Annotated in this window: 15 protein-coding genes; 10 read left to right on the top strand and 5 right to left on the bottom strand. The window is 72.9% G+C overall.

Features of this window, described 5'->3' with window-relative positions:
- Positions 1–10: 10 nt before the first annotated feature.
- Positions 11–3,817, bottom strand: coding sequence for a beta-N-acetylglucosaminidase domain-containing protein (locus tag ACFYS8_RS29350; protein WP_387646542.1), 3,807 nt, complete (start codon positions 3,815–3,817; stop codon positions 11–13).
- A 338-nt stretch (positions 3,818–4,155) separates the two neighbouring features.
- On the opposite strand from ACFYS8_RS29350, the gene malQ reads away from it, so the two are divergent.
- Positions 4,156–6,300, top strand: a complete 2,145-nt coding sequence (malQ, locus tag ACFYS8_RS29345) for a 4-alpha-glucanotransferase (protein WP_387646679.1) — start codon at positions 4,156–4,158, stop codon at positions 6,298–6,300.
- Between the two features lie 21 nt (positions 6,301–6,321).
- On the top strand, positions 6,322–6,540 hold the full coding sequence (gene psbW, locus ACFYS8_RS29340) for a photosystem II reaction center protein PsbW (protein ID WP_387646538.1): 219 nt from the start codon (positions 6,322–6,324) through the stop codon (positions 6,538–6,540).
- 210 nt (positions 6,541–6,750) lie between these two features.
- Here psbW and ACFYS8_RS29335 read toward each other — a convergent pair whose 3' ends face one another.
- Genes ACFYS8_RS29335 through ACFYS8_RS29325 form a run of 3 tightly spaced genes read right to left on the bottom strand, consistent with a single transcriptional unit; the run spans position 6,751 to position 9,337 of the window.
- Positions 6,751–7,437 carry an FAD:protein FMN transferase gene (locus ACFYS8_RS29335; RefSeq protein ID WP_387646677.1) on the bottom strand — a complete coding sequence of 229 codons (687 nt, stop codon included), beginning with the start codon at positions 7,435–7,437 and terminating at the stop codon, positions 6,751–6,753.
- Positions 7,438–7,460: 23 nt separating this feature from the next.
- Positions 7,461–7,964: an FMN-binding protein gene (locus ACFYS8_RS29330; protein ID WP_387646536.1), complete on the bottom strand. Its 504-nt coding sequence runs from the start codon at positions 7,962–7,964 to the stop codon at positions 7,461–7,463.
- Positions 7,965–7,978: 14 nt separating this feature from the next.
- Positions 7,979–9,337, bottom strand: coding sequence for a ferric reductase-like transmembrane domain-containing protein (locus ACFYS8_RS29325; RefSeq protein WP_387646533.1), 1,359 nt, complete (start codon positions 9,335–9,337; stop codon positions 7,979–7,981).
- A gap of 178 nt (positions 9,338–9,515) precedes the next feature.
- On the opposite strand from ACFYS8_RS29325, the gene ACFYS8_RS29320 reads away from it, so the two are divergent.
- A complete protein-coding gene (locus ACFYS8_RS29320) occupies positions 9,516–10,220 on the top strand; it encodes a response regulator transcription factor (protein ID WP_387646530.1) in 705 nt (234 codons plus the stop codon).
- A complete protein-coding gene (locus ACFYS8_RS29315) occupies positions 10,217–11,755 on the top strand; it encodes a sensor histidine kinase (RefSeq protein WP_387646528.1) in 1,539 nt (512 codons plus the stop codon). The genes ACFYS8_RS29320 and ACFYS8_RS29315 overlap by 4 nt, the downstream gene beginning before the upstream one ends.
- 116 nt (positions 11,756–11,871) lie before the next feature.
- Here ACFYS8_RS29315 and pepN read toward each other — a convergent pair whose 3' ends face one another.
- On the bottom strand, positions 11,872–14,436 hold the full coding sequence (gene pepN, locus ACFYS8_RS29310) for an aminopeptidase N (protein ID WP_387646526.1): 2,565 nt from the start codon (positions 14,434–14,436) through the stop codon (positions 11,872–11,874).
- 159 nt (positions 14,437–14,595) lie between these two features.
- Here pepN and ACFYS8_RS29305 point away from each other — a divergent pair, with 159 nt between their 5' ends.
- The 6 genes from ACFYS8_RS29305 (at position 14,596) to ACFYS8_RS29280 (ending at position 22,992) form a co-directional block, all read left to right on the top strand.
- Entirely contained in the window at positions 14,596–15,765 is a 1,170-nt protein-coding gene (locus ACFYS8_RS29305; RefSeq protein ID WP_387646524.1) for an ROK family protein, read from the top strand.
- A gap of 189 nt (positions 15,766–15,954) precedes the next feature.
- On the top strand, positions 15,955–17,049 hold the full coding sequence (locus ACFYS8_RS29300) for a sugar ABC transporter substrate-binding protein (RefSeq protein ID WP_387646521.1): 1,095 nt from the start codon (positions 15,955–15,957) through the stop codon (positions 17,047–17,049).
- A gap of 140 nt (positions 17,050–17,189) precedes the next feature.
- Entirely contained in the window at positions 17,190–17,978 is a 789-nt protein-coding gene (locus tag ACFYS8_RS29295) for an ATP-binding cassette domain-containing protein (RefSeq protein WP_380476953.1), read from the top strand.
- The gene (locus ACFYS8_RS29290) at positions 17,975–19,231 is read left to right on the top strand and encodes a sugar ABC transporter permease (protein WP_387646518.1); all 1,257 of its coding nucleotides are present in this window, start codon (positions 17,975–17,977) and stop codon (positions 19,229–19,231) included. Before ACFYS8_RS29295 ends, ACFYS8_RS29290 begins: the two co-directional genes overlap by 4 nt.
- A 206-nt stretch (positions 19,232–19,437) precedes the next feature.
- Positions 19,438–21,339 (top strand): 1-deoxy-D-xylulose-5-phosphate synthase, encoded by a 1,902-nt coding sequence (gene dxs / locus ACFYS8_RS29285; protein ID WP_387646516.1) that lies wholly within the window; start codon positions 19,438–19,440, stop codon positions 21,337–21,339.
- A 135-nt stretch (positions 21,340–21,474) separates the two neighbouring features.
- A complete protein-coding gene (locus tag ACFYS8_RS29280) occupies positions 21,475–22,992 on the top strand; it encodes an ArnT family glycosyltransferase (RefSeq protein ID WP_387646513.1) in 1,518 nt (505 codons plus the stop codon).
- Position 22,993 lies beyond the last annotated feature (1 nt).

Below are 22,993 nucleotides of genomic sequence, written 5' to 3'. Positions count from 1 at the left end.
GCCGACAGACCTAGCCGGTGACGCCGTACAGCTCGACCGCGGACAGCGTGTAGCCGTAGCGGCCGGCCCGGCTGACGCCCTGCACCCGCAGGTACTGCGCGTCGGCGGCGTCGAAGCGGACCGTCTCGGTGCCGCCCTGCCCGTTGTCCACCACCGCCACGGTGGTCCACACCAGCCCGTCGGGCGAGGTCTGTACCCGGTAGCGGGAGGCGTACGCGTCGCCCCAGTGCAGCACCGCCGCACCCAGCCGGGTCGGCTGCGGCAGCCGCAGCTGCACCCAGGCGTCGTCCTTCGCGGGGGCCTTCCAGGACGTCTTCGGGTTGCCGTCGGCGATCGCCGCCGCCGGGGTCTTGCCGCTGTCGTCGCCCGAGGACGACGCGCTGGCGGAACGGGCCAGGTCGGGGCCGCCGGTCGGCGGGACCACGTGCACCTGGAGCTCCTGGCGGACGGTGACCCCGCCCGCGGTGAACACCAGCGGCACCCGGTAGGTGCCCGACGGGGTGTCGGCGGCCGCCGACACCTGCACCGGGGCGCCCGCCTTGCCGCCGCGCGGCACCGTCACGGACCCGGCCGGCGCCACCGTCAGGCCCTTGGCGACGGCCGGGACCTCGGCCTTCAGCTCGCCGGTCAGCGCGTCCGGGCGGCCCGACTCCACGGTGGCCCTGGTCTGCACCGGGGCGGCGCCCGTCACCACGTCCAGCGTCGGCTCGGCCAGCGTCAGCCGGGCCGCCGGGACGTCCGCGTACCAGGGGATCACCTGGTTGACCACCGGGGCCTCGCCGCCGGGCCGCCACACCATGCGGAACGCGTCCACCTGGCTGCCGTCGGCGCGCAGCTCGTTGTAGCCGGGGCGGACCTGGCCGAGGTCGGCCCAGCTGCCGTCCGGGTGCCGCACCTGCACGGTCGCCTCGGCGCGCACCGCCGGGTCGGTCAGTACGGTGAGCCGGTCCAGCGGGCGGGCGGTGCCCAGTTCGACGGTCAGCGGGGCGTCGCCCGCGCTGGGCGGGGCCGCCGCCCGGAACGCCGAGTCCGGGTCGCCCGACAGCACCGCCTCCGGGGACGAGCCGGGAACCGCAGGCGGGCCGCTGACCTCGGCGTCCACCGCGTTCGGCGCGCCGGCGGTGAACTCGCGCACCGCGACGGCGGTCTTCTGCCCGCCGGTGGCGCGCAGCCGCACGGCCTTGGCGACCGCGCCCGCCGGGGCGTTCGCGATCACCACCCGCTGGTCGTGCACCGTCGTCAGCGGCTGCCAGCCGCCCGAGCCGCTGAAGTACTCCAGCACCCCGTCGTGCAGGTAGTCGTCGGCCGCCGAGGCCGAGTCCGGGTCGTCGCCGTGGCCGCCCATCAGCACCGTCACGGTGCCCAGCGGCTTCGCGGTGCCCAGGTCCAGGCCGAAGCTGTCGCCGACCTGCGGCGGCGCCGACGACCAGTAGAACGTCGTCGCGGAACCGTCCGCCATCAGCGCCGGGCCGTGGTCGTGCGCGGTGCCCAGGGTGGTGGTCGGGGAGGCGCCGGTGGTGATGCCCGCCCAGGTGTCGGCGGCCTTCGTCGCCCGGTCCAGGAACGCGTCCAGCACGCCCTTGCCGACCGTCACCGGGTTCTGCTCCAGCACCGCGCGCTGCCGGCCCAGCTCCAGCCGGGCCTGCCAGGCCGCGGTGCCGTCGCCGGCGTGCTGCGCGGTCAGCATGTCCAGCGCGGCCCGGCCCGCCGCGCCGTACGCCGCCAGCCGGGCCAGCCACGGCGCGGCGTCCGTACCCAGCGGGTCGCCCGCCAGTGTCTTCGGGGCGTCCGCCATCACCGCGAAGGCCTCGCGCAGCGGCTGCGCCGCCTCCTTGACCTTCGCCTGGTCGGCGGGCGCGCCCGAGGCCGGCTCCACCGTCGCCCAGTACCGCTCCACCAGCGGCGCCAGGTACGCCGACTCCTTGTCGACCAGCGGCGAGGACGCGCTGTTGCCCGCCAGCGCCGCCACCGCGGCCCGCTGCGCCGGGCCGGCCGTCAGCAGCCGCAGCGCCGAGGACAGCGAACGCTCCGGCACGTAGCCGCCCGGCTGCCAGCCGAAGTCGGCGGCGGTGGCCAGCGGGATCCGGGACGCCACCGGCTGGCTCATCGCCGAGGTCAGCAGCACCGCCGAGCGCTGCGCCACCTCGGGATCGCGGCCGCCGTAGCCGCCCAGGAACAGCCGGTCCGGCGCCGAGTCGTTCACCGGATAGTTGTCCAGCGTCATCAGCGGACGGCGGAACAGCTCGGCGGTCTCGGTGAGCTGAGCGCCCGTGACCTGCTTGGCGATCGCCGCGCCGCCGCTCCACACCACCTGCACCTCGGCGGGCAGCCCCGCCGCCAGCGCCGCCCGGTACGGCGTCGAACCCTGTTTCTGGAACTCGGTCGGCACCACCGACAGCGGCGCCAGCTCCGGGTGCGGCGCCACCACCCGCTTCTGCACCGCCGCCACCACCGCGGCCTGCGCCTTCGCCGCCGCCGCCGGCCCGGTGCCCAGCTTGCGGCGGTCCGTGCCGCAGTGCCACTCGTCGTAGGAGACGTTCGCGAAGTCCAACTGGAACGCCCGGACGCCCAGTTGACGCAGCCCGTCGAGCTTCGCGATCAGCGCGTCCAGGTCCTTGCCGGACGAGAAGCAGAACGACTGCCCCGGGTTCACCGAGTACGCCAGCGTCACGTGGTTGTCCCGGGCCCGGCCCGCCAGCTCGGTCAACTCCCGTACCTGGTCGGCCGGGTAGGGCTCGCGCCAGCGCCGCGAACGGTACGGGTCGCCGCCCGGCGCGTACAGGAAGAAGTTCTGCTTGGTGCGGCCCAGGAAGTCCACCGCCGCCAGCCGCTGCTCGGGGCTCCACGGCTCCCCGTAGAACGACTCGGCGGTGCCGCGCACCGCCGCACCCGTCGGCCAGTCCCGCACCAGCACGCCCGGGAAGCCCTTGTCGCCCGCCGCGCCCTGGCCCTGACCGGGGCCGATCGGCGCCAGCAGCTGCGCCAGGCTCTGCGCCGCGTAGAACGTGCCCTCGCCGTCGATGCCCGCCAGCACCACCGCGCCGTACGCGCCGCCCGCGGTGGGCAGTTGGCCCACCGCCAGCAGGTGGCCGCCGGACGGCAGGCCGGTCAGCGCCGGTACCTCGGTGTCCTTCAGGCCCGCCGCCGTCGCGAGGGAGCGCAGCGCCCGGTCGGTCGGCCCGCCCGCGCCCTCGCGCGGGCCGCCCACGTACACCACCAGCGACCCCGCCGCCGGCGTCGCCGGCGCCTCCGGGACGGTCTCCACCTCGGCGGCGCCGGCCCTGGTCAGCAGCGCGCGCACCGCGTCCACCGCCGGGCCGTCCGCGCCGTCCGCCATCACCAGCGTCGCCCGCTTGGGCACCGCCACCGGCTTGCCGCCCGGCCGCAACTGCTGCGGGCGCGGGAACACCTGGGGGTCCGCCAGCGAACCCAGCGGCAGCGGCGCCTCGGCCGCACCCGGGACGTCCACCTCGGCGGAAACCGTCTGCCGGCCGCCCGGCTGCGCTGCGACACTCTGCGCGGGGATCAGCAGCCCGCCGACCACGGCCGCCGCCGACAGCGTCGCCGCCAGCCGCAGCGAACTGCCGCGCCGGCCCGCCCGCCGCTCGGCTCGCACCGAGGCCAGCAGCGGGTCCGTTCCCTTGATGTCGGCGATGAACCGGTCCGCGGCGCGCGGCGCCAGTTGACGGGCCGTCCGGGCCGCCGTCCGGCGCGCCGTCAGCGCCGCGGGGTGGTAGAGCACCTCACGCAGTGCCGTTCCCTGCTCCAACTGCTGCCTCAGCCGACGTCCGGCCGCCACCGACACCCGCGCCTGCACCGGAGCCTCCTCGCCCGAAACATCCAGCTCACCGGCCCCCACAGCCCGCCCCGGCCCCCCATGGCCATCCGGCCCGACCAGCCCATCAGCTCTCCGCGTCCCTGTCAACGCCCGTGGCAGCTATGTCCGTTATCGCCCGGTATTACAGTGCTATCGCCGTCGCTCGCGGCAACCCGCCGCCGGAACGTTCACCCGTCCGGTGCCGACGGGCCGCCGTGTCGGTCGGGGTCGGCGGACGGGCGCGCGGGTAGGACTGTGCCTGTCGCGTTCGGGAGCCCGAGGACGGAGTGCGCTGGGTGGCCGCATACCTTGACCGAGAGCAGCTGGGAACCGATCAGGTGCCGGCGGAGGACAACCCGCCCGCACCACCGGAACTGCTGGCACTGGCCCACGCGCACGGGGTGGACACCAGCTACGACGCCGGCGCCGGGCCGGTCCAGGTCGCGCCGCGCACCCTCACCACGGTGCTCGCCGCCCTCGGCGTGGACGCCGGAACGCCCGAACTGGCCGCCGCCGCACTGGAACGCCACCGCGCCGAACAGGCCCAGCGGCTGCTGCCCCCCACCGTGGTCGCCTGGCAGGACCGGCGCACCGCGCTCGACCTGCCGGCCGACGCCGGGGTGCGGGTCGAGCTGGAGGGCGGCGGCTCCTGGGAGTTGACGCACGACCACTCCTGGTGGCTCCCGGAGGACGTCCCGCTCGGCCGGCACGTCTTGCACGTGACAGCCGGTGAACGGGCGGGCCGCGCCGCGCTGATCGTCGCCCCGGCGCGCATCCCCGAACCGCGGCAGCGTAGTTGGGGCTTCCTCGCGCAGCTGTACTCGGTGCTCAGCGACCAGTCCTGGGGCATGGGCGACCTCACCGACCTCGCCGACCTCGCCCAGTGGGCGGGCGCCGAACTCGGCGCCGGCTTCCTGCAGATCAACCCGCTGCACGCGGGCATGCCCGGCGTCCCCTCCGACCCGTCCCCGTACCGCCCGTCCTCCCGCCGCTTCGCCGACCCCGTGCACCTGCGGATCGAGGCGATCCCCGAGTACACCCGCCACGACGGGGTCCGCGACCTGGCCCGCCGCGCCCGGCTGCTGCGCGAGGAAGTGCTCGAACACGACGCGCTCATCGACCGCGACTCGGTCCGGGCGCTCAAGCAGCAGGCGCTGGAACTGCTGCACACCGTGCCGCGCGGCGTCGGCCGGGACGCCGCGTACCGGGCGTTCGTCCGCCGCGAGGGCGAGTGGCTGGAACGGTACGCGGTGTGGAACGCGCTGGCAGAGGTGCACGGCGCGGCCTGGCACTCCTGGCCGAAGGGGCTGCGCCACCCGTCCAACCCCCAAGTCGCCGCCGAGAAAGCCGCGTTGACCGACCGCGTCGAGTTCCACCGCTGGCAGGCCTGGCTGGTCGACGAACAACTGCGCGCCGCCCAGCGCGCCGCCACCGACGCCGGCATGCCGATCGGCCTGATCCACGACCTCGCCGTCGGCGTCCACCCCGACGGCGCCGACGCCTGGGCCCTGCAGGACGTCCTCGCCACCGGCATCTCCACCGGCGCCCCGCCCGACGCCTTCAACGCCCACGGCCAGGACTGGGGCCTGCCGCCCTGGCGCCCCGACACCCTCGCCGAAACCGGCTACGGCCCGTTCGCCGAACTGCTGCGCGCCGCCGCCCGGCACGCCGGCGCGATCCGGATCGACCACGTGATGGGCCTGTTCCGGCTCTGGTGGGTACCCGTCGGCGCCCGGCCCACCGAAGGCACCTACGTCCGCTACGACGCCGAGGCGATGCTCGCCGTCCTCGCCCTGGAAGCCCACCGGGCCGGCACCGCCGTCATCGGCGAGGACCTCGGCACCGTCGAACCCGGCGTCCGCGAACGGCTCGCCGAACACGGCGTGCTCGGCACCTCCGTGCTCTGGTTCGAACGCGACTGGCACGCGGGCGGCGCGGTCCTGCCCCCGGAACGCTGGCGGGCCGGCTGCCTCGCCACCCTCACCACCCACGACCTGCCCAGCACCGCCGCCCGGCTCACCGGCGACCACGTCGCACTGCGTCACCAACTCGGCCTGCTGGCCCGCCCGCTGGCCGAGGAACAGCACGCCGCCGCCACCGAACTCGCCGACTGGCAGCGCGAACTCGTCCGCCTCGGCCTGCTCGCCGACGGCGCACCCGTCACCCCCGAGGCGCTCCACGCCTACCTGCGCGCCACCCCCGCCCGGCTGGTCGGCGTCTGGCTGCCCGACACCGTCGGCGACCCCCGCCCGCAGAACCTCCCCGGCACCTGGGACCAGTACCCCAACTGGCGGCTCCCCGTCGCCGACGCCACCGGAACGCCCCGCACCCTCGACCGGATCGCCACCGCCCCGGGCACCGCCGCCATCGCCGCCACCCTCACCCCGCTCGGCGCCCCACCAGGCGTTCCGTCCGGCGTTCCGTCCGTCGCTCCGGCGGCGGGACACGCCGACAGGCGCACCCCGCCGGGCGACCCGGTGTAGGGGGCCGGTAAGTTGTGAAACGTGGACAAGAGGAACGCAATGCGCGCCGGTGCGGTCACCGCGGCGGCCACGCTGATGATGCTGATGTCGTCGCCCGCCATGGCGCTCGTACGCGACGACGGCGACGACCCGGGCGCCGGCCTGAGCGTCGGCCAGACCCTGGGCCTGTTTGTCGCCCTCCCGATCGTCTCCTTCCTGGTGATCGCGGGCCTCTGCATGATCCCGGGCAAGAAGAAGTAATCCCGCGTCAGGCCGCTGCGCACACCCCCCGGGTGCGCGGAACGGCGGGGCCCAGCGCCCCCGGGACGGAACACCGGACGCCCGGCGCTCCTCGGAGCACCGGGCGTTCCGTCGTACCCGGACCCGGGCCGGACGCGCACGGGCCGAGCACCGGCAGGCGCTCGCCGCGCAGACCGCGCCCTGACACGCCGTCACCGTCCACCCCGGCGGTCACGGCAGGCCGGGGGTCTCCTCCTGCCGTCCGTCCGGGTGGATCAGCAGCGCGGGCACGCCCCTCGCGGTGAGCCACTCGAGGGCGTGCGGCATCGCGAAGGCCGCGGTGGCGAGGGCGTCCAGGTGCGCGAGGCGGTCGCCGACCAGGGTGAGCGAGGCGTAGGACGTCGCGGGACGGCCGGTGTGCGGGTCGACGATGTGCGGGCCGCGCTCGGCCGTGCCGGAGGTGGCGACGGCCAGGTCGTGGCCGGTGACCACGCGGGCCACCGCGCCGGGGCGGTGCGGGTCGGCGATGCCGATGCGCCAGGGGCCGCCGGCGGTCTGCACATCGCCGCCGCCGCTGACGCAGTGCTGGTCGGAGCCCGACTCGCGCAGGGTACGGGAGGCCTCCTCGACGGCCCAGCCCTTGACCCAGCCGCTCGGGTCGAGGTGTCCGCCGGGCGTCGCGGTGAAGTAGCCGTCGGTCTCGGCGGCGAGTTCCGCGCAGCGCTCCAGCACCCGGGCGACCTCGGGGTCGCAGTCGGCGAGCGCGAGTTCGCCGCGGCCGAGCCGGCTGATCTCGCTCTCCGGCCGGTACGGCGAGAACACCGCGTCGATCCAGTGCAGGCGGGTGACGATCCGGGCGAGGGCGTCGGCGGTCCCGGCGCCGGGGTCGCGGACGGTGAAGGAGAAGACCGTCCCCATCACGTGCTCGACGTGGGTGGCGGTCACTTCTTCGCCGCCTGGTCCAGGGCGCTCTGCAGGGAGCGGGTGTAGCCGTCGCTGGTGTAGGTGGCGCCGGAGACCACGTCGATGTGCGCGTTCTGCGCGGCCATCGCCTCCTGGTTGAGCTGCGGGACGGCGAAGCTGTTGATCTCCTGGTCGCGGCGGTCCCGGTTGGGGTACTGGATCACGTCGATCTTGCCGATCGCGCTGCCGTTCATGGTGACCCGGACCTGCACCGGCCCGTACCGGGTGTTGATGGCGCTGCCGGTGACGGTCCGGGTGGCACCGCCGGTACCGGGCGAGGACGACGCGGAAGACGGGGACGACGGAGACGACGGGGACGACGGGGATATCGGGGACGAGGCCTGGCTGCTGGTGCTCCCCGTGCCCCCGGCCACGGGGGAGGAGGAGATGGCGGCCGCGCCGGACGGGTCGTGCGGCTTCAGGGAGAGCAGCAGGACGACCCCGGCGGCGGTCGCGGAGGCGGTGATGACGGCTCGGCGCATGGCGGTGGGGGCTCCTAGAAGACGAAGGACTCGTGGTGGATGCGGGACGGCCGGACCCCGGCGGCGCGCAGCGCGCGGACCGCCTCGGCGGTGAACGCCTCCGGCCCGCACAGGTAGACCTCGTGGCGGCCGAGGTCCGGCACCAGCCGGTGCAGCGCCGCACCAAGGTCGCCGACCTGCTCGCGGCTACCGAGCAGCTCGTGCACCCGCTTGCCCCGGCCCCCGGCGGCGACGGCCGCCAGCTCGTGGCGGAACAGCAGGTCCTGGGGGTGCCGGGCCCGCTGGACGAGCGTCAGCCGCCCGGGCAGCGTCTCGAAGAGCGCCCTCAGCGGGGTGATGCCGACGCCCGCGCCGAGCAGCAGCACCGGCCCGCCGTGGCGGCGCCGCGCGGTGAACGCCCCGTACGGGCCCTCCGCCCGGACGGCGGTGCCGGGGGAGAGGCCGGCGACGGCGGCGCTGTGCTTGCCAAGGCCCTTGACGGTGAAGCGCAGGAAGTGCGGGTGCGGGGGAGCGGACAGCGAGTAGGGGTTGGCGGCCCAGCGCAGCTCGGGAGTGAGGAACTGGAGGCGGAAGAACTGGCCGGGCTCGGCGCGCAGCTCGTCCAGGTGCCGGCCGGTCAGGAAGACCGAGACCACGCCGGGCCCCTCGGGCCGGACCTCGGCGACCCGCAGCCGGTGCCGGCGGTCGCGCAGGAACGGCCGCAGCAGCCGGTACCAGCCGAGGACGGCGGCGGTGCCGAGGTACAGCAGGTACCAGAGGGCCTTGGCCTTGTTGTCGGCCAGGTCGGCGCCGGTGGTGAGCTGGTGGCCGAAGCCGAGTGCGACGGCCAGGTAGGTGGCCAGGTGCAGGTAGTACCAGGCCTCGTAGCTGAGCCGGCGGCGGGCGGCCCGGGCGGAGACCGCGCCGGTGCCGAGGATCAGCAGGGTGGCGGCGGTGGCCTTCAGCATGTCGGGGAAGTGCAGGACGATCTCCACGCCCTGGTTCCACAGGCCCTGGCCGCTGGTCAGCGCGTAGCCCCAGATGACGGTCAGCACGTGCACGGTGATCAGCGACACCAGGTACCGGCCGCCGAAGGCGTGCCAGCGGGCCATCCGGTCGGCGCCGACCTCGCGTTCGAGCAGCGGAATGCGCGCCATCAGCAGCAGCAGGACGGGCGCGGCGTAGCCGGCCAGCAGGCCGGTGATCCGGGCGGTGCCGGTGAGCCAGTCCGCGGCGCCGGGTATTCGCGGGGTGTCGATCCACCACAGGGCGAGCACGGCGAGGGCGCCGAGCGCGATCAGGGCGAGCGCGCCGTGCCGGACGGCGTCGGGGGGGAGGCCCTGGCGCGGGGCGGCGCGGCGGGCGGCGCGGGTCGGGCTGGTCAGTACGGTCAACGGGCCCTCCTTCGGTGGTGCTCTGCCACCGTGGCACCGGAAGCTCTCAGTTCCCTATGAAAGGGCGCCGCCCCCAGGCCCTCCCCGGGGCGTTCGCGCAGGTCGCCGGGCCCGCACTCTACGCGAAGCGGTCGGATGATCTCACCGCTTTCTCATGCCGGAACGCCAGAATGGATCCATGCAGCACGCGGAAACCCCATGGCGGGTCCTGGTGGTGGACGACGAACCCGACCTGGTCGAGGTGATCTGCGGCGCCCTGCGCTACGAAGGCTGGCAGGCCCGCGGCGTCACCGGCGGCCACGACGCCGTCACCACCGCCGCCGAATGGCACCCGCACGCCATCGTGCTGGACGTCATGCTGCCCGACTTCGACGGGCTCGAAGTGCTCCGCCGGGTGCACCGCACCGACCCCGAGGTACGGGTGCTGTTCCTGACCGCCCGGGACGCCGTCGAGGACCGGATCGCCGGCATCTCGGCCGGCGGCGACGACTACGTCACCAAACCGTTCAGCCTGGAAGAGGTCGTGGCCCGGCTGCGCGGCCTGCTGCGCCGCGCCGCCCCCGCCGGACCGGCCGCCCCCGGCACCCTCACCGTCGGCGACCTGCACCTCGACCCGGCAGTCCGGGAGACCAGCCGCGGCGGCGAACTCATCGACCTCAGCCCCACCGAATTCGCCCTGCTGCGCTACCTGATGGAGCACCCGCGGCAGGTGCTCAGCAAGGCACAGATCCTGGACGCCGTCTGGTCCTACGACTTCGGCGGGCAGGCCCACGTGGTGGAGCTGTACATCAGTTACCTGCGCCGCAAGATCGACGCCGGCCGGCCACCGATGATCCACACCGTGCGCGGCGCCGGCTACGTACTCAAGGCGGCCACCGGATGACGGCCGCCGGACGGCCCCGCACGCTACGGGCGCGGCTGGTCGCGGGCGTCCTGGTACTGATCGCGCTGATCTGCGTCGGCGTCGGCTTCGCCACCACCTCGGCGCTGCGGCACTTCCTGGTCGACCGGACCGACCAGCAACTGGCCGCCGCCGGCGGACGCTACGCCGCCAGCCTCGAACACCCCGGCGTGAATGGCCACGACACCCGCGCCCAGTCGCCCGGCACCTTCGGCGCCCGCCTGGTGAACGGCACCGTCACCCACGCCGCCGTGGTCGGCGGCATCCCGCCCGGCGACGACGACCCCGTCCCGATCGCCGGAAGCGGCGGCAGCGACGCCCCCGTCCCGCTCACCGACCAGGACGTCCGCGCCCTGCGCGCACTCCCGGCCGGCGGCCACCCGCGCGACCTCACACTCTCCGCCCTCGGCCACTACCGGGCCGCCGCCGTCACCGGCTCCGACGGGGACGTACTGATCACCGGCCTGCCACTGCACCCCATCGACGAGACCGTCCAGCGCCTGCTGATGATCGAACTCGTGGTGTTCGCCGTCGCCCTCGCGGTCGCCGCGGTCACCGGCACCATCGGTGTCCGACTCGCGCTGCGCCCGCTGGAACGCGTGGTGGCCACCGCCGAACGCGTCTCCGCCCTCCCGCTGGCCAGCGGCGCGGTCGACCTCGGCGAACGCGTCCCCGACGACGACCCCGGCACCGAGGTCGGCCGGGTCGGCACCGCACTCAACCGGATGCTCGGCCACATCGGGGACGCACTGACCCGCCGTCAGCAGGTCGAGGAACGGCTGCGCGCCTTCGCCGCCGACGCCAGCCACGAACTGCGCAACCCGGTGGCAGCCGTCCGCGGCCACGCCGAACTCGCGCTCCGGCACCCAGGACCGGTGCCCGAGCCGGTCCGGCACTCACTGGAACGGATCACCGCCGAGTCGCAGCGCATGGGCACCGTCGTCGAGGACCTGCTGCTGCTCGCCCGCCTCGACGCCGGCCGCCCGCTCGCCGTCGAGGACGTCGACCTCACCCGGATCGCCCTGGACTGCACCGCCGACGCCCGGGCCGCAGCCCCACAGCACCGCTGGCTGCTCGAACTGCCCGCCGAACCCGTCACCGTCCCCGGCGACCCCCACCGCCTCACCCAAGTGGTGGCGAACCTGCTGGCCAACGCCCGCACCCACACCCCCGACAGCACCGAGGTCACCCTCCACCTCTCGGCCACCCCCACCGACGCGACCCTCACCGTCACCGACAACGGCCCCGGCATCCCGCCCGAACTCCTCCCGCACGTCTTCGACCGCTTCGTCCGCGGCGACCCCACCCGCTCCCGCCGCACCGGCTCCACCGGCCTCGGCCTCGCCATCGTCCAAGCCGTCGTCCAAGCCCACGCCGGCACGGCTACCGTGCACAGCGAACCCGGGGCAACCACCTTCCGCATCACCCTGCCCCTCGCGCAGGCGAGCAAGCAGGGGCGCGGGGAACTGCGCGGAGGGGAACGCACCCGTCAGCAAGATCGCGACGCCGGACAATGACCTGCACGTGACCGCGCCCTCCCGGACCGGCCGGCGCTTGCCGCGCGGCAGCAGCAACCCCGAACACGCCGGAGGCCCGGGAGAACACGTCCCCCGGGCCCCGTCATGACCTCGTGTCAGCGATCCGCCGCCTGAGCCTTCAGCGCCCGCTCCACACCGGCCCGCGCCTCGACGACCTGGCGCCGCAGCGCCGGCGCCGGCTCGGCCGAGGCCAGCCACGCGTCGGTCGCGTCCAGGGTGGCCTGCGAGACCGCGTACGAGGGGTACAGGCCGCCGATGATCTGCTGCGAGATCTCGTGGCTGCGGGTCTCCCACACCTGCTTGACCGAGGCGAAGTACTTCTCGGTGTACGGCGTGAGCAGGTCCCGCTGGTCGGGCTGCTGGAAGCCGGCGATGACGGCCTCCTGCACGTAGTTGGTCAGGGTGTCGGACTCCACCACGGACTCCCACGCCTCGGCCTTGGCCTCGGCGGTCGGGCGGGCCGCCCGGCAGGTGGCGGCGTGCTCCTGGCCGGAGGAGGTGTTGTCGCGGGCGAGTTCCGCGTCGATCGCGGCCTCGTCGGCGCGGCCGGTGGCGACCAGGCGGCCGAGCAGCGTCCAGCGCAGCTCGGTGTCGACGGCCAGGCCCTCGACGGTCTCGGTGCCGTCCAGCAGCCCGGCGAGCAGCGCGAGCTGACCGTCCGTGCGGGCGGAGCCGGCGAGCGCGCGGGCCCAGGCGAGCTGGTGGTCGCTGCCGGCGGGGGCCTCGCGCAGCGCCGTCTCGGCGGCGGCGGCCCAGCGCTGCAGGCCGCTCTCGCGCCACGCCGGGTCGGCGTACAGCTCGAGGGCGAGCTTGACCTGGCGGTGCACGGACTGGACCACGCCGATGTCGCTCTCGCGGGGCAGGCCGGCCAGCGCCAGCGACAGGTAGTCGCGGGTGGCGAGTTCGCCGTCGCGGGTCATGTCCCAGGCGGAGGCCCAGCACAGCGCGCGGGGGAGCGAGTCGGTGAAGTCGCCGAGGTGCTCGGTGACGACGGCCAGCGAGTCGGCGTCGAGGCGGACCTTCGCGTAGGACAGGTCGTCGTCGTTGAGCAGCAGCACGGCGGGCCGCCGGCGGCCGGTGAGCTGCGGGACCTCGGTGCGCTCGCCGTCGACGTCGAGCTCGATCCGCTCGGCGCGCTCCAGCTTGCCGTCGACCAGTTCGTACAGGCCGATGGCGATGCGGTGCGGGCGCAGCACGGCCTCGCCGCGGGCGCCGGCGGGCAGCGCGGGGGCCTCCTGCAGGACGGCGAAGGACTCGATGGTGCCGTCCGCGGCGACCTCGAGGGCCGGGCGCAGCACGTTGATGCCGGCGGTCTCCAGCCAGGCCTTGGACCAGACGCGAAGGTCGCGGCCGCTGGCCTCCTCGAGGGCGCCGAGCAGGTCGGTGAGGCGGGTGTTGCCCCAGGCGTGGCGCTTGAAGTAGGCGCGCACGCCCTGGAAGAAGGCGTCCTGGCCGACGTACGCCACCAGCTGCTTGAGCACCGAGGCGCCCTTGGCGTAGGTGATGCCGTCGAAGTTGACCTGGACGTCCTCCAGGTCGTTGATCTCCGCCATGATCGGGTGGGTGGACGGCAGCTGGTCCTGCCGGTACGCCCAGGTCTTCATCTGGTTGGCGAAGGTGGTCCAGGAGTGCGGCCACTTGGAGCCGGGCGCCTCGGCCTGGCAGACCACCTCGGCGAAGGTGGCGAACGACTCGTTCAGCCACAGGTCGTTCCACCACTCCATGGTGACGAGGTCGCCGAACCACATGTGGGCGAGCTCGTGCAGGATGGTCGCGGCGCGCATCTCGTAGGAGGCGTCGGTGACCTTGGAGCGGAACACGTACTGGTCGCGGAGGGTGACGGCGCCCGCGTTCTCCATCGCGCCGGCGTTGAACTCCGGGACGAACAGCTGGTCGTACTTCGCGAACGGGTAGGCGAAGTCGAACTTGTCCTGGAAGTAGTCGAAGCCCTGCTTGGTGACGGCGAAGATGGCGTCGGCGTCGAGGAACTCGCGCAGCGAGGGGCGGCAGTAGACGCCGAGCGGCACGCGCTGCGCGCCGTTCTCGTAGGCGTCGAACACGCCGACGTAGGGGCCGGCCACCAGCGCGGTGATGTAGGTGGAGATGCGCGGGGTGGGCTCGAAGGTCCACACCCGGGTGTCGCCGTCGCCGGTGGGCTCGGGGGTCGGCGAGTTGGAGACCACGACCCAGCCGGTGGGGGCGGTGACGGTGAAGGCGAAGGCGGCCTTCAGGTCGGGCTGCTCGAAGTTGGCGAACACCCGGCGGGCGTCCGGGACCTCGAACTGGGTGTAGAGGTAGGTCTCGCCGTCCGCCGGGTCGACGAACCGGTGCAGGCCCTCGCCGGTGTTGGTGTAGGCGCAGTCGGCGACCACCCGCAGCTCGTTCGCGGTGGCCAGGTCGGGCAGCGCGATCCTGCTGTCGGAGAAGTTCTCCAGCGGCAGCGCGCGGCCGTTGAGGACGATCTCCGAGACGGCGGGGGCGACCAGGTCGATGAAGGTGGAAGCGCCGGTTTCGGTGGCGGTGAACCGGACCACGGTGGTGGACCGGAAGGTGCCGCCCTCGCGCGCCGAGCTCAGGTCGAGCTCGATGTCGTACGACTCCACATGCAGGAGTGCGGCCCGGGTGCGGGCCTCCTCACGGGTCAAGTTGGTGCCAGGCACTCGCAGGACTCCTTCGTCAGGGCTCGGTTACCGGCATCCTCCCACGTGCGTAACGATCCGTGTTCGTACTTGACGGCCCCTCCGATCTGTACCGGAGCATAGAGTTCACAAGTTGAAGCTGAACTTTGGACGAACGAAGTGCGCCCTGGAGGGTGGAACATGTCGACGGACACACCGGGATCGCAGTCCTCGCTGCACCGGGCGAATCTCGAACGGGTGCTGCGGGCGGTGCGGATGGCCGGATCGCTGACCCAGGCCGAGATCGCCCGGGGTACGGGGCTGTCGGCCGCGACGGTGTCCAACATCGTCCGGGAGCTCAAGGAGTCCGGCACCGTGGTGGTCGCCGACACCTCCTCGGGCGGGCGCCGGGCGCGCAGCGTCTCGCTGAGCGGGGACGCCGGGATCGTGGTGGGCGTCGACTTCGGCCACACCCACCTGCGGGTGGCGGTCGGCAACCTGGCGCACCGGGTGCTGGCCGAGGAGAGCGAGCCGCTGGACGTGGACGTCTCCGCGCAGCAGGGCCTCGACCTGGCCGAGCGGATGGTGGCCCGGCTGCTGGAGCAGGCCGGCTTCCAGCACGACAAGGTGATCGGCGTGGGCCTGGGCGTGCCCGGCCCGATCGACCAGGAGACCGGGGCGCTCGGCTCGACCGCGATCCTGCCCGGCTGGTCCGGGGTGACGCCCGGCCAGGAGCTGGCGCGCCGCCTGGGCATGCCGGTGCACGTGGACAACGACGCCAACCTGGGCGCGCTGGGCGAGCTGGTGTGGGGCGCCGGGCGGGGCCTGGGCGACCTGGCGTACATCAAGGTGGCCAGCGGCGTCGGCTCCGGCCTGGTGATCAACGGCCAGATCTACCGGGGCCCGGGGGGCACCGCGGGTGAGATCGGGCACATCACGCTGGACGAGGCGGGCCCGGTCTGCCGCTGCGGCAACCGCGGCTGCCTGGAGACCTACGTGGGCTCCCGTTACCTGCTCAACCTCTTGAACGCCAACCACCCGGGCGAACTGACACTCGGAAAGGTGGTGCAGTTGGCCCAGCAGGGCGATCTGGGCTGCCGCCGGGTGATCGCCGACGCCGGCCGCCAGATCGGCATGGGCGTGGCCACCCTGTGCAACCTGCTCAACCCCCGCCGGGTGATCCTCGGCGGCGACCTGGCCGAGGCCGGTGAACTGGTGCTTTCCCCGATCCGGGACTCGGTGGCCCGGTACGCCATCCCCAGCGCCGCCCGCCAGCTGTCGGTGGTCCCGGGGACGCTCGGCGGCCGCGCCGAGGTGCTCGGGGCGCTCGCCCTGGTGATGAGTGAGATGGGTGAGACGGGAGGGCTCTGACGGGGTGCGAGAGGTTCCGGACGGCTCCTGAGCGGCCGTCCGATCTCGACTGAGCCTTCAGGAAGATAACGAAAAGGTCTGAATCCCCTGGCCAGATGCTTTACTTGTTGACGACAAGCTTGGTGACGGGGTTGACTCCTGCCCACCTCGCCGCAACGTTGCGGCTCTGTCAGGGAGGCACCCCCCACCATGAACGCAATGATGCGTCGCGTTGTCGTCGGCACCGCCGCTGTCTCGATGGCCCTCACCATGGCCGCGTGTGGCAAGGCCGGCAGTGACAAGAAGGACAGCGCGGCCTCGGGCAACAACAAGTCGATCGGCCTGCTGCTGCCGGAGAACGCCTCCTCGACCCGTTACGAGTCGTTCGACAAGCCGTTCATCGAGGCGAAGGTCCACGCGCTCTGCTCCGACTGCAAGGTCGAGTACAGCAACGCCGAGGGTTCCGCCTCGAAGCAGAAGCAGCAGTTCGACACCCTGATCGCCCAGGGCGTGAAGGTGATCATCCTGGACGCGTTCGACGCCAAGTCGACCCAGTCCTGGGTGAAGGAGGCCGCCGACAAGGGCGTCAAGGTCATCGCGTACGACCGCCTGGCCACCGGCCCGGTCTCCGCGTACGTCTCCTTCGACAACGAGAAGGTCGGCGAGCTGCAGGGCCAGGCCCTGGTCGACGCCCTCGGTGCCAAGGCCGCCGACGCCAACATCGTGATGATCAACGGTGATGACGCCGACCCGAACGCCGGCAAGTTCAAGTCCGGTGCGCACAAGGTGCTGGACGGCAAGGTCAAGAAGGTCGTCTACGAGCAGAGCGGCGAGTGGAAGCCCACCGTCGCGGGCCAGAAGATCGGCGCCGCCATCTCCTCGCTCGGCAAGGACGGCTTCCAGGCCGTCTACTCGGCCAACGACGGCATGGCCGGCGCGATCATCACCCAGCTGAAGGCCCAGGGCATCAACGTCCCGGTCGGCGGCCAGGACGCGGGCCTGGACGCCGTCCAGCGTCTGGTCTCCGGCGACCAGGCCTACACCATCTACAAGGCCTACAAGCCGCTGGCCGAGGGTGCCGCCGAGCTCGCGGTCAACCTGCTCCAGGGCAAGGACATCAAGGGCGTCGCCACCGCGACCGTCGACAGCGACACCGACAAGGGCATCCCGGCCACCCTGCTGGAGCCCAAGGTCGTCACCAAGGCGAACATCAAGGACACCGTGATCGCCGACAACCTGTACAAGGTCGCGGACATCTGCACCGCCGACTTCGCCGCCGCCTGCACCGCGGCCGGCCTGCAGTAATTCCCGTCCGGCGGGGGCTTCCTGACCACCCGGAAGCTCCCGCCGGCCCTTTTTGTTGGAGCAGTCCCACCCCGCGCGCCCGGACCGGCGCGCGGGTCGCCCGTGTCGGAAACGTCAGGTCCGACACGGAACTCAAGGAGATGGTTCACGTGACAGGCGCACCCGTACTGGCGTTGCGCGGGGTCTCCAAGCGCTTCGGTGCCGTCCAGGCACTCACCGACGTGCAGCTGGAGGTCCACGCGGGCGAGGTCGTCGCCCTGGTCGGCGACAACGGCGCAGGAAAGTCCACCCTGGTCAAGACCATCGCGGGCGTCCACCCGATCGACGAGGGCGTCATCGAGTGGGAGGGCAAGCCGGTCAGCATCGGCCGCCCGCACGACGCCCAGACGCTCGGCATCGCCACCGTCTACCAGGACCTCGCCCTGTGCGACAACCTCGACGTGGTCGGCAACCTGTTCCTCGGCCGCGAGCTCAAGCGCTTCGGCACCCTGGACGAGGTCGCCATGGAGAAGCGCGCCCGGGAACTCCTCGACACCCTGTCGATCCGCATCCCCAGCGTCCGGATCCCGATCGCCGGCCTGTCCGGCGGCCAGCGCCAGGTGGTCGCGATCGCCCGCGCCCTGGTCGGCGACCCGAAGATCGTCATCCTGGACGAGCCCACCGCGGCCCTCGGCGTCGAGCAGACCGCCCAGGTCCTCGACCTGGTCGAGCGGCTGCGCGAGCGCGGCCTCGGCGTGATCCTGATCAGCCACAACATGGCCGACGTCAAGGCCGTCGCGGACACCGTCGCGGTGCTCCGCCTGGGCCGCAACAACGGCAGCTTCGAGGTGGCCACCACCTCGCACGAGGAGATCATCTCCGCCATCACCGGCGCCACCGACAACGCGGTGACCCGTCGTCAGGCCCGTATCGCGGAGGACGCCAAGTGAGCACCGAAACCCCCACCACGCCCACCCCGCCCGCCGTCGACCCGCGCCTGCTGGTCCGCAAGGAGGGCCTGGCCGGTTACGTCGAGGAGTTCGGCCGCAAGATCCGCGGCGGCGAGCTCGGCTCGCTGCCGGTCGTGGTCGGCCTGATCATCATCGCCGCCATCTTCCAGTGGAAGACCGGCTCCTTCCTCAACGCCGACAACCTCACCAACATCACCAAGTGGATCGCCGGCCCCGGCCTGATCGCCACCGGCGTGGTCTTCGTGCTGCTGCTCGGCGAGATCGACCTGTCGCTCGGCTCGGTGGCCGGCGCCGCCGCCGCGATCTCCTCGGTGCTCGCCGTCCGCCAGGGCGTCAACGAGTGGCTGGCGGTGCTGCTCGGCATCGTCGCCGCGGTCGCCATGGGCGCCCTGCACGGCTTCTTCTTCTCGAAGATCGGCGTGCCCGCGCTGCTGGTCACGCTGGCCGGCATGCTCGTCTGGAGCGGCCTGCAGTACCTGGTCATCGGCAACCTCGGCACCGTCAACAACCTCAACGACGGCGTCATCGCCAACCTGGACACCTACTTCCTCGGCGACGGCGACATCATCTGGGCCTGGCTGGCCGCGATCCTCGCCATCGCGCTGTTCGGCGCCGGCCAGCTGCTGGAGGCCCGCCGCCGCACGGCCGCCGGCCTGCCGGCCCGGCCGATCGCCGAGATCGCGCTGCGCACCGGCGTGCTCGCCGTGGTCGTGCTGCTGGTCGCCTACATGTTCAACCAGGACCGCGGCCTCCCGCTGCCGCTGGTGCTGTTCGTCGGCGTCGTCGCGATCGCCGACTTCGTGCTCCGCCGCACCACCTACGGCCGGCAGATCTTCGCGGTCGGCGGCGGCATCGAGGCGGCCCGCCGGGCCGGCATCAACGTCGCCTGGGTGCGCACCTCGGTGTACATGATCTCGGCCGGCCTGGCCGGCTTCGGCGGTCTGTTCATCGCCTCCCAGCAGGGTTCGGCGGACAAGGGCCTCGGTGGCGCCAACGTGCTGATGAACTGCATCGCGGCGGCCGTCATCGGCGGCACCAGCCTGTTCGGCGGCCGCGGCAAGACCTGGTCGGCGCTGCTCGGCATCCTGGTCATCCAGTCGATCACCACCGGCCTGGACATGGTCCACGCCCAGCAGGCCATCCAGTACATGATCACCGGCGCGGTGCTGCTCGCCGCGGTGGTCCTGGACTCGGTCTCCCGCCGCACCCAGAAGTCCAACGGACGCGGCTGACCCGCACCACCCGCAACCGCGCGACCGGCACACCTCCCCGTTATACCGGGGCCGGTCGCGCGGTTCGGTGCTTTTCGGCCCCGGCCATCCGAACAGGGGGTCGGGGTTGCCCGCCGCACTACGCACGGGTAATGGCAATTAGACTCAAGCGGGGCGTACGCCCTCCGGGCCCATGCGGGCGCGAGAACTTGGACGAGGAGGAACGGGTGGCCCTGCTGACCCGTATTCGGGGACCGCGCGATCTCGATCGACTCACCCCCGCGCAGATGTCGGCACTCGCCGAGGAGATCCGCGCCTTCCTGGTGGAGGAGGTCTCCAAGACCGGCGGTCACCTCGGACCGAACCTCGGCGTGGTCGAGCTGACCCTCGCGATGCACCGGGTCTTCGACTCGCCGCGCGACCGGATCCTGTTCGACACCGGCCACCAGAGCTACGTCCACAAGCTGCTGACCGGCCGCCAGGACTTCTCCCGGCTGAAGATGAAGGGCGGCCTGTCCGGCTACCCCTCGCGCGCCGAGTCCGAGCACGACGTGATCGAGAACTCGCACGCCTCCACCGTCCTTGGCTACGCCGACGGTCTCGCCAAGGCCAACAAGATCCAGGGCCACAAGGACCGCCCCGTGGTCGCCGTGATCGGCGACGGCGCGCTCACCGGCGGCATGGCCTGGGAGGCGCTGAACAACATCGCCGACAGCCAGGACCTGCCGGTCGTCATCGTCGTCAACGACAACGAGCGGTCCTACTCGCCGACCATCGGCGGCCTCGCCAACCACCTCGCCACCCTGCGCACCACCCAGGGCTACGAGCGTTTCCTGTCCTGGGGCAAGGACGCGCTGCAGCGCACCCCCGTGGTCGGCCAGGCGATGTTCGACACCCTGCACGGCGCCAAGAAGGGCCTGAAGGACTTCATCGCCCCGCAGGGCATGTTCGAGGACCTCGGCCTGAAGTACCTCGGCCCGATCGACGGCCACGACCTGCAGGCGCTGGAGTCCGCGTTCACCAAGGCCCGCAACTTCGGCGGCCCGGTCATCGTGCACTGCATCACCGAGAAGGGCCGCGGCTACCACGCCGCCGAGAACAACGACGAGGACCGCTTCCACGCGGTCGGCGTGATCCACCCCGACACCGGCCTGCCGGTCAAGACCTCCGGCAAGGACTGGACGTCGGTGTTCGGCGAGGAGATGGTCGCGCTCGGCCGCGAGCGCCGCGACCTGGTCGCCATCACCGCCGCGATGCTGCACCCCGTCGGCCTGGCCCCGTTCGCCAAGGCCTACCCGGACCGGATCTTCGACGTCGGCATCGCCGAGCAGCACGCCGCCGTCTGCGCCGCCGGCCTGGCCACCAACGGCCTGCACCCGGTGGTCGCCGTCTATGCGACGTTCCTGAACCGCGCCTTCGACCAGGTCCTGATGGACGTCGCCCTGCACAAGCTCGGCGTCACCTTCGTGCTCGACCGGGCCGGCGTCACCGGCACCGACGGCGCCTCGCACAACGGCATGTGGGACATGTCGATCCTGCAGGTCGTCCCCGGCCTGCGGCTCGCCGCCCCGCGCGACGCCGAGCAGGTCCGGCTCCAGCTGCGCGAGGCCGTCGAGGTAGCCGACGCCCCCACCGTGGTCCGCTACTCCAAGGGCAACGTCGGCCCCGCCGTCCCCGCCGTCGGCACCGTCGGCGGCATGGACGTGCTGCGCCGCCCCGAGGACGGCACCGCGGACGAGGTCGCCGACGTGCTGATCGTCTCGATCGGCGCAATGGCCCCGACCTGCCTGGAGGCCGCCGAGCTGCTCGCCGAGCAGGGCATCACCAGCACCGTGGTCGACCCGCGCTGGGTCAAGCCGGTGGACGCCGCGCTGCCGGGCCTGGCCGCCCAGCACCGCCTGGTGGTCACCGTCGAGGACAACGGCCGGGCCGGCGGCGTCGGCTCCGCGATCGCCCAGGCGCTGCGCGACGCGGACGTGGACGTGCCGCTGCGCGACTTCGGCATCCCGCAGGAGTTCCTCGACCACGCCTCGCGCGGCGAGATCCTCGAGGAGATCGGGCTCACCGCGCCCGCCATCGCCAAGAAGATCGAAGCACTGGTCACCACCCGCTCCTTCGCCCGGAGCTGACCACCGGAAATCCCCCCAGCGCACCGTCACGGGACCGCATTTCAGTCCCGTGGCGGTGCGCTTATTGTCGGACAGTCACACCCATTCGCTGACTGCCACTGACTACGCCCGTCCACGCCCGGTAGGTTGTCACCCGTGTCCCTCACCCTCACGAGCAGCCCACGTGCCCTTGCCGAGCGCCTCCCAGAGCGCCTCCGCACCGGGTACTGGACCAGACTGGTCCCGCTGCTCGCCGTGCTGGCCACCCTGACCCACCTGCCGTCCTTCCTGCGCCCCGTGTGGAGCCCCGACGAGGGCTACCTCGCCACCCAGGCCCGGATGCTCGCCGACGGCGGCGTGCTGTACGACACCGTCGTCGACCGCAAACCCCCGCTGCTGCCCTGGCTGTACGAAGCCTGCTTCGCGCTCTTCGGCTCCGCCTCGCTCTGGCCGCTGCGTACCCTCGCGATCGTCGCCCACCTGACCACCGCCATCCTGCTCGCCTCGCTGGCCCGCGGCCGCTGGGGCGACAAGGCCGGGCGCTGCGCCGGCATCCTCTACCTGCTGGTCTCCATCGGACTCTCGCCCGAGGACACCCAGGCCGCGACCTTCGAAGTCTTCATGCTGCCTGCCATGGTGGCCGCCTTCCGCTACGCCGAACGCCGCCGCTGGCTGGCCGCCGGCATCGCGGTCGCGCTCTGCTCGCTCACCAAGCAGACCGGCGGCGCCGTCATGCTCCCCGTGCTGTGGATGCTCCTCCAGGACACCCGCCGCCGCGGCGTCCGCTGGCCCCCCGCACTCGCCAAGATCGGCTTCGGGTTCGCGCTGCCGATAGCGCTGGTCGCCGTCATCCTCACCAAACCCAAGGGCTTCCTGTTCTGGGTCGTCACCGGCTCCGGCGACTACGCCGGACTCGGCTCCAACTGGCCGCAGATGATCGGCCGCGCGCTCGGCAACTCGGCCATCCTGATGGGCGCCGGACTGGCCTTCCTGCTGCCCTTCGCGCACCGCCTGTGGCTACGCCACCGCCGACGACCCGTCCCCGCCCGCGGACCCGAACACGGCTCCACCGTCGACCTGTGGATGTGGCTCGCCTCCTCGGTGATCGCCGTCTCCGTCGGCTTCCACTTCTTCGGCCACTACTACCTCCAGCTGATGCCCCCACTGGTCCTGCTCGGCGTCGGCGCCGTCGCCACCTCCGCGATCTCGTGGCGGCCGGTCCTGATCTACTCCGCCCTCGCCAGCAGCTTCTTCTGCGGCCTCGCCGTCCTCTGGCCCGGCCAGCGCCTCACCCAGTCCACCGAGGTCGCCACCGCCGTCGCCGCCCAGACCACCCCCAAGGACACCGTCCTGATCTGGGGCATGCACCCCGAGCTCTACTGGCTCGCCGACCGGCGCCCCGCCACCCGCTACCTCACCGCCGGCTTCCTCACCAACTTCAGCGGCGGCAAGGGCGCCGACAAGGTCGGCGAACAGTACTCCGTCGCCGAGGCCTGGCAGACCTTCGACGACGAGATCTCCACCAACGGCTTCCCCGAGGTCGTCGTCGACGACTCCGGCACCTCCCCCTACCAGCCCGACATGGTGCCCCGCATCGCCACCCTGCTCAACACCCACTACGAGGTCGTCGGCGTCACCGGGGACACCGTCATCTACCGCCTCAAGAAGAAGTAGC

The sequence above is a fragment of the Kitasatospora sp. NPDC004615 genome (assembly GCF_042873545.1).
Classification (GTDB): Bacteria; Actinomycetota; Actinomycetes; order Streptomycetales; family Streptomycetaceae; genus Kitasatospora.
Note: the sequence above shows the minus strand (reverse complement) of the source record. Positions and strands in the feature narration are given on the sequence as shown.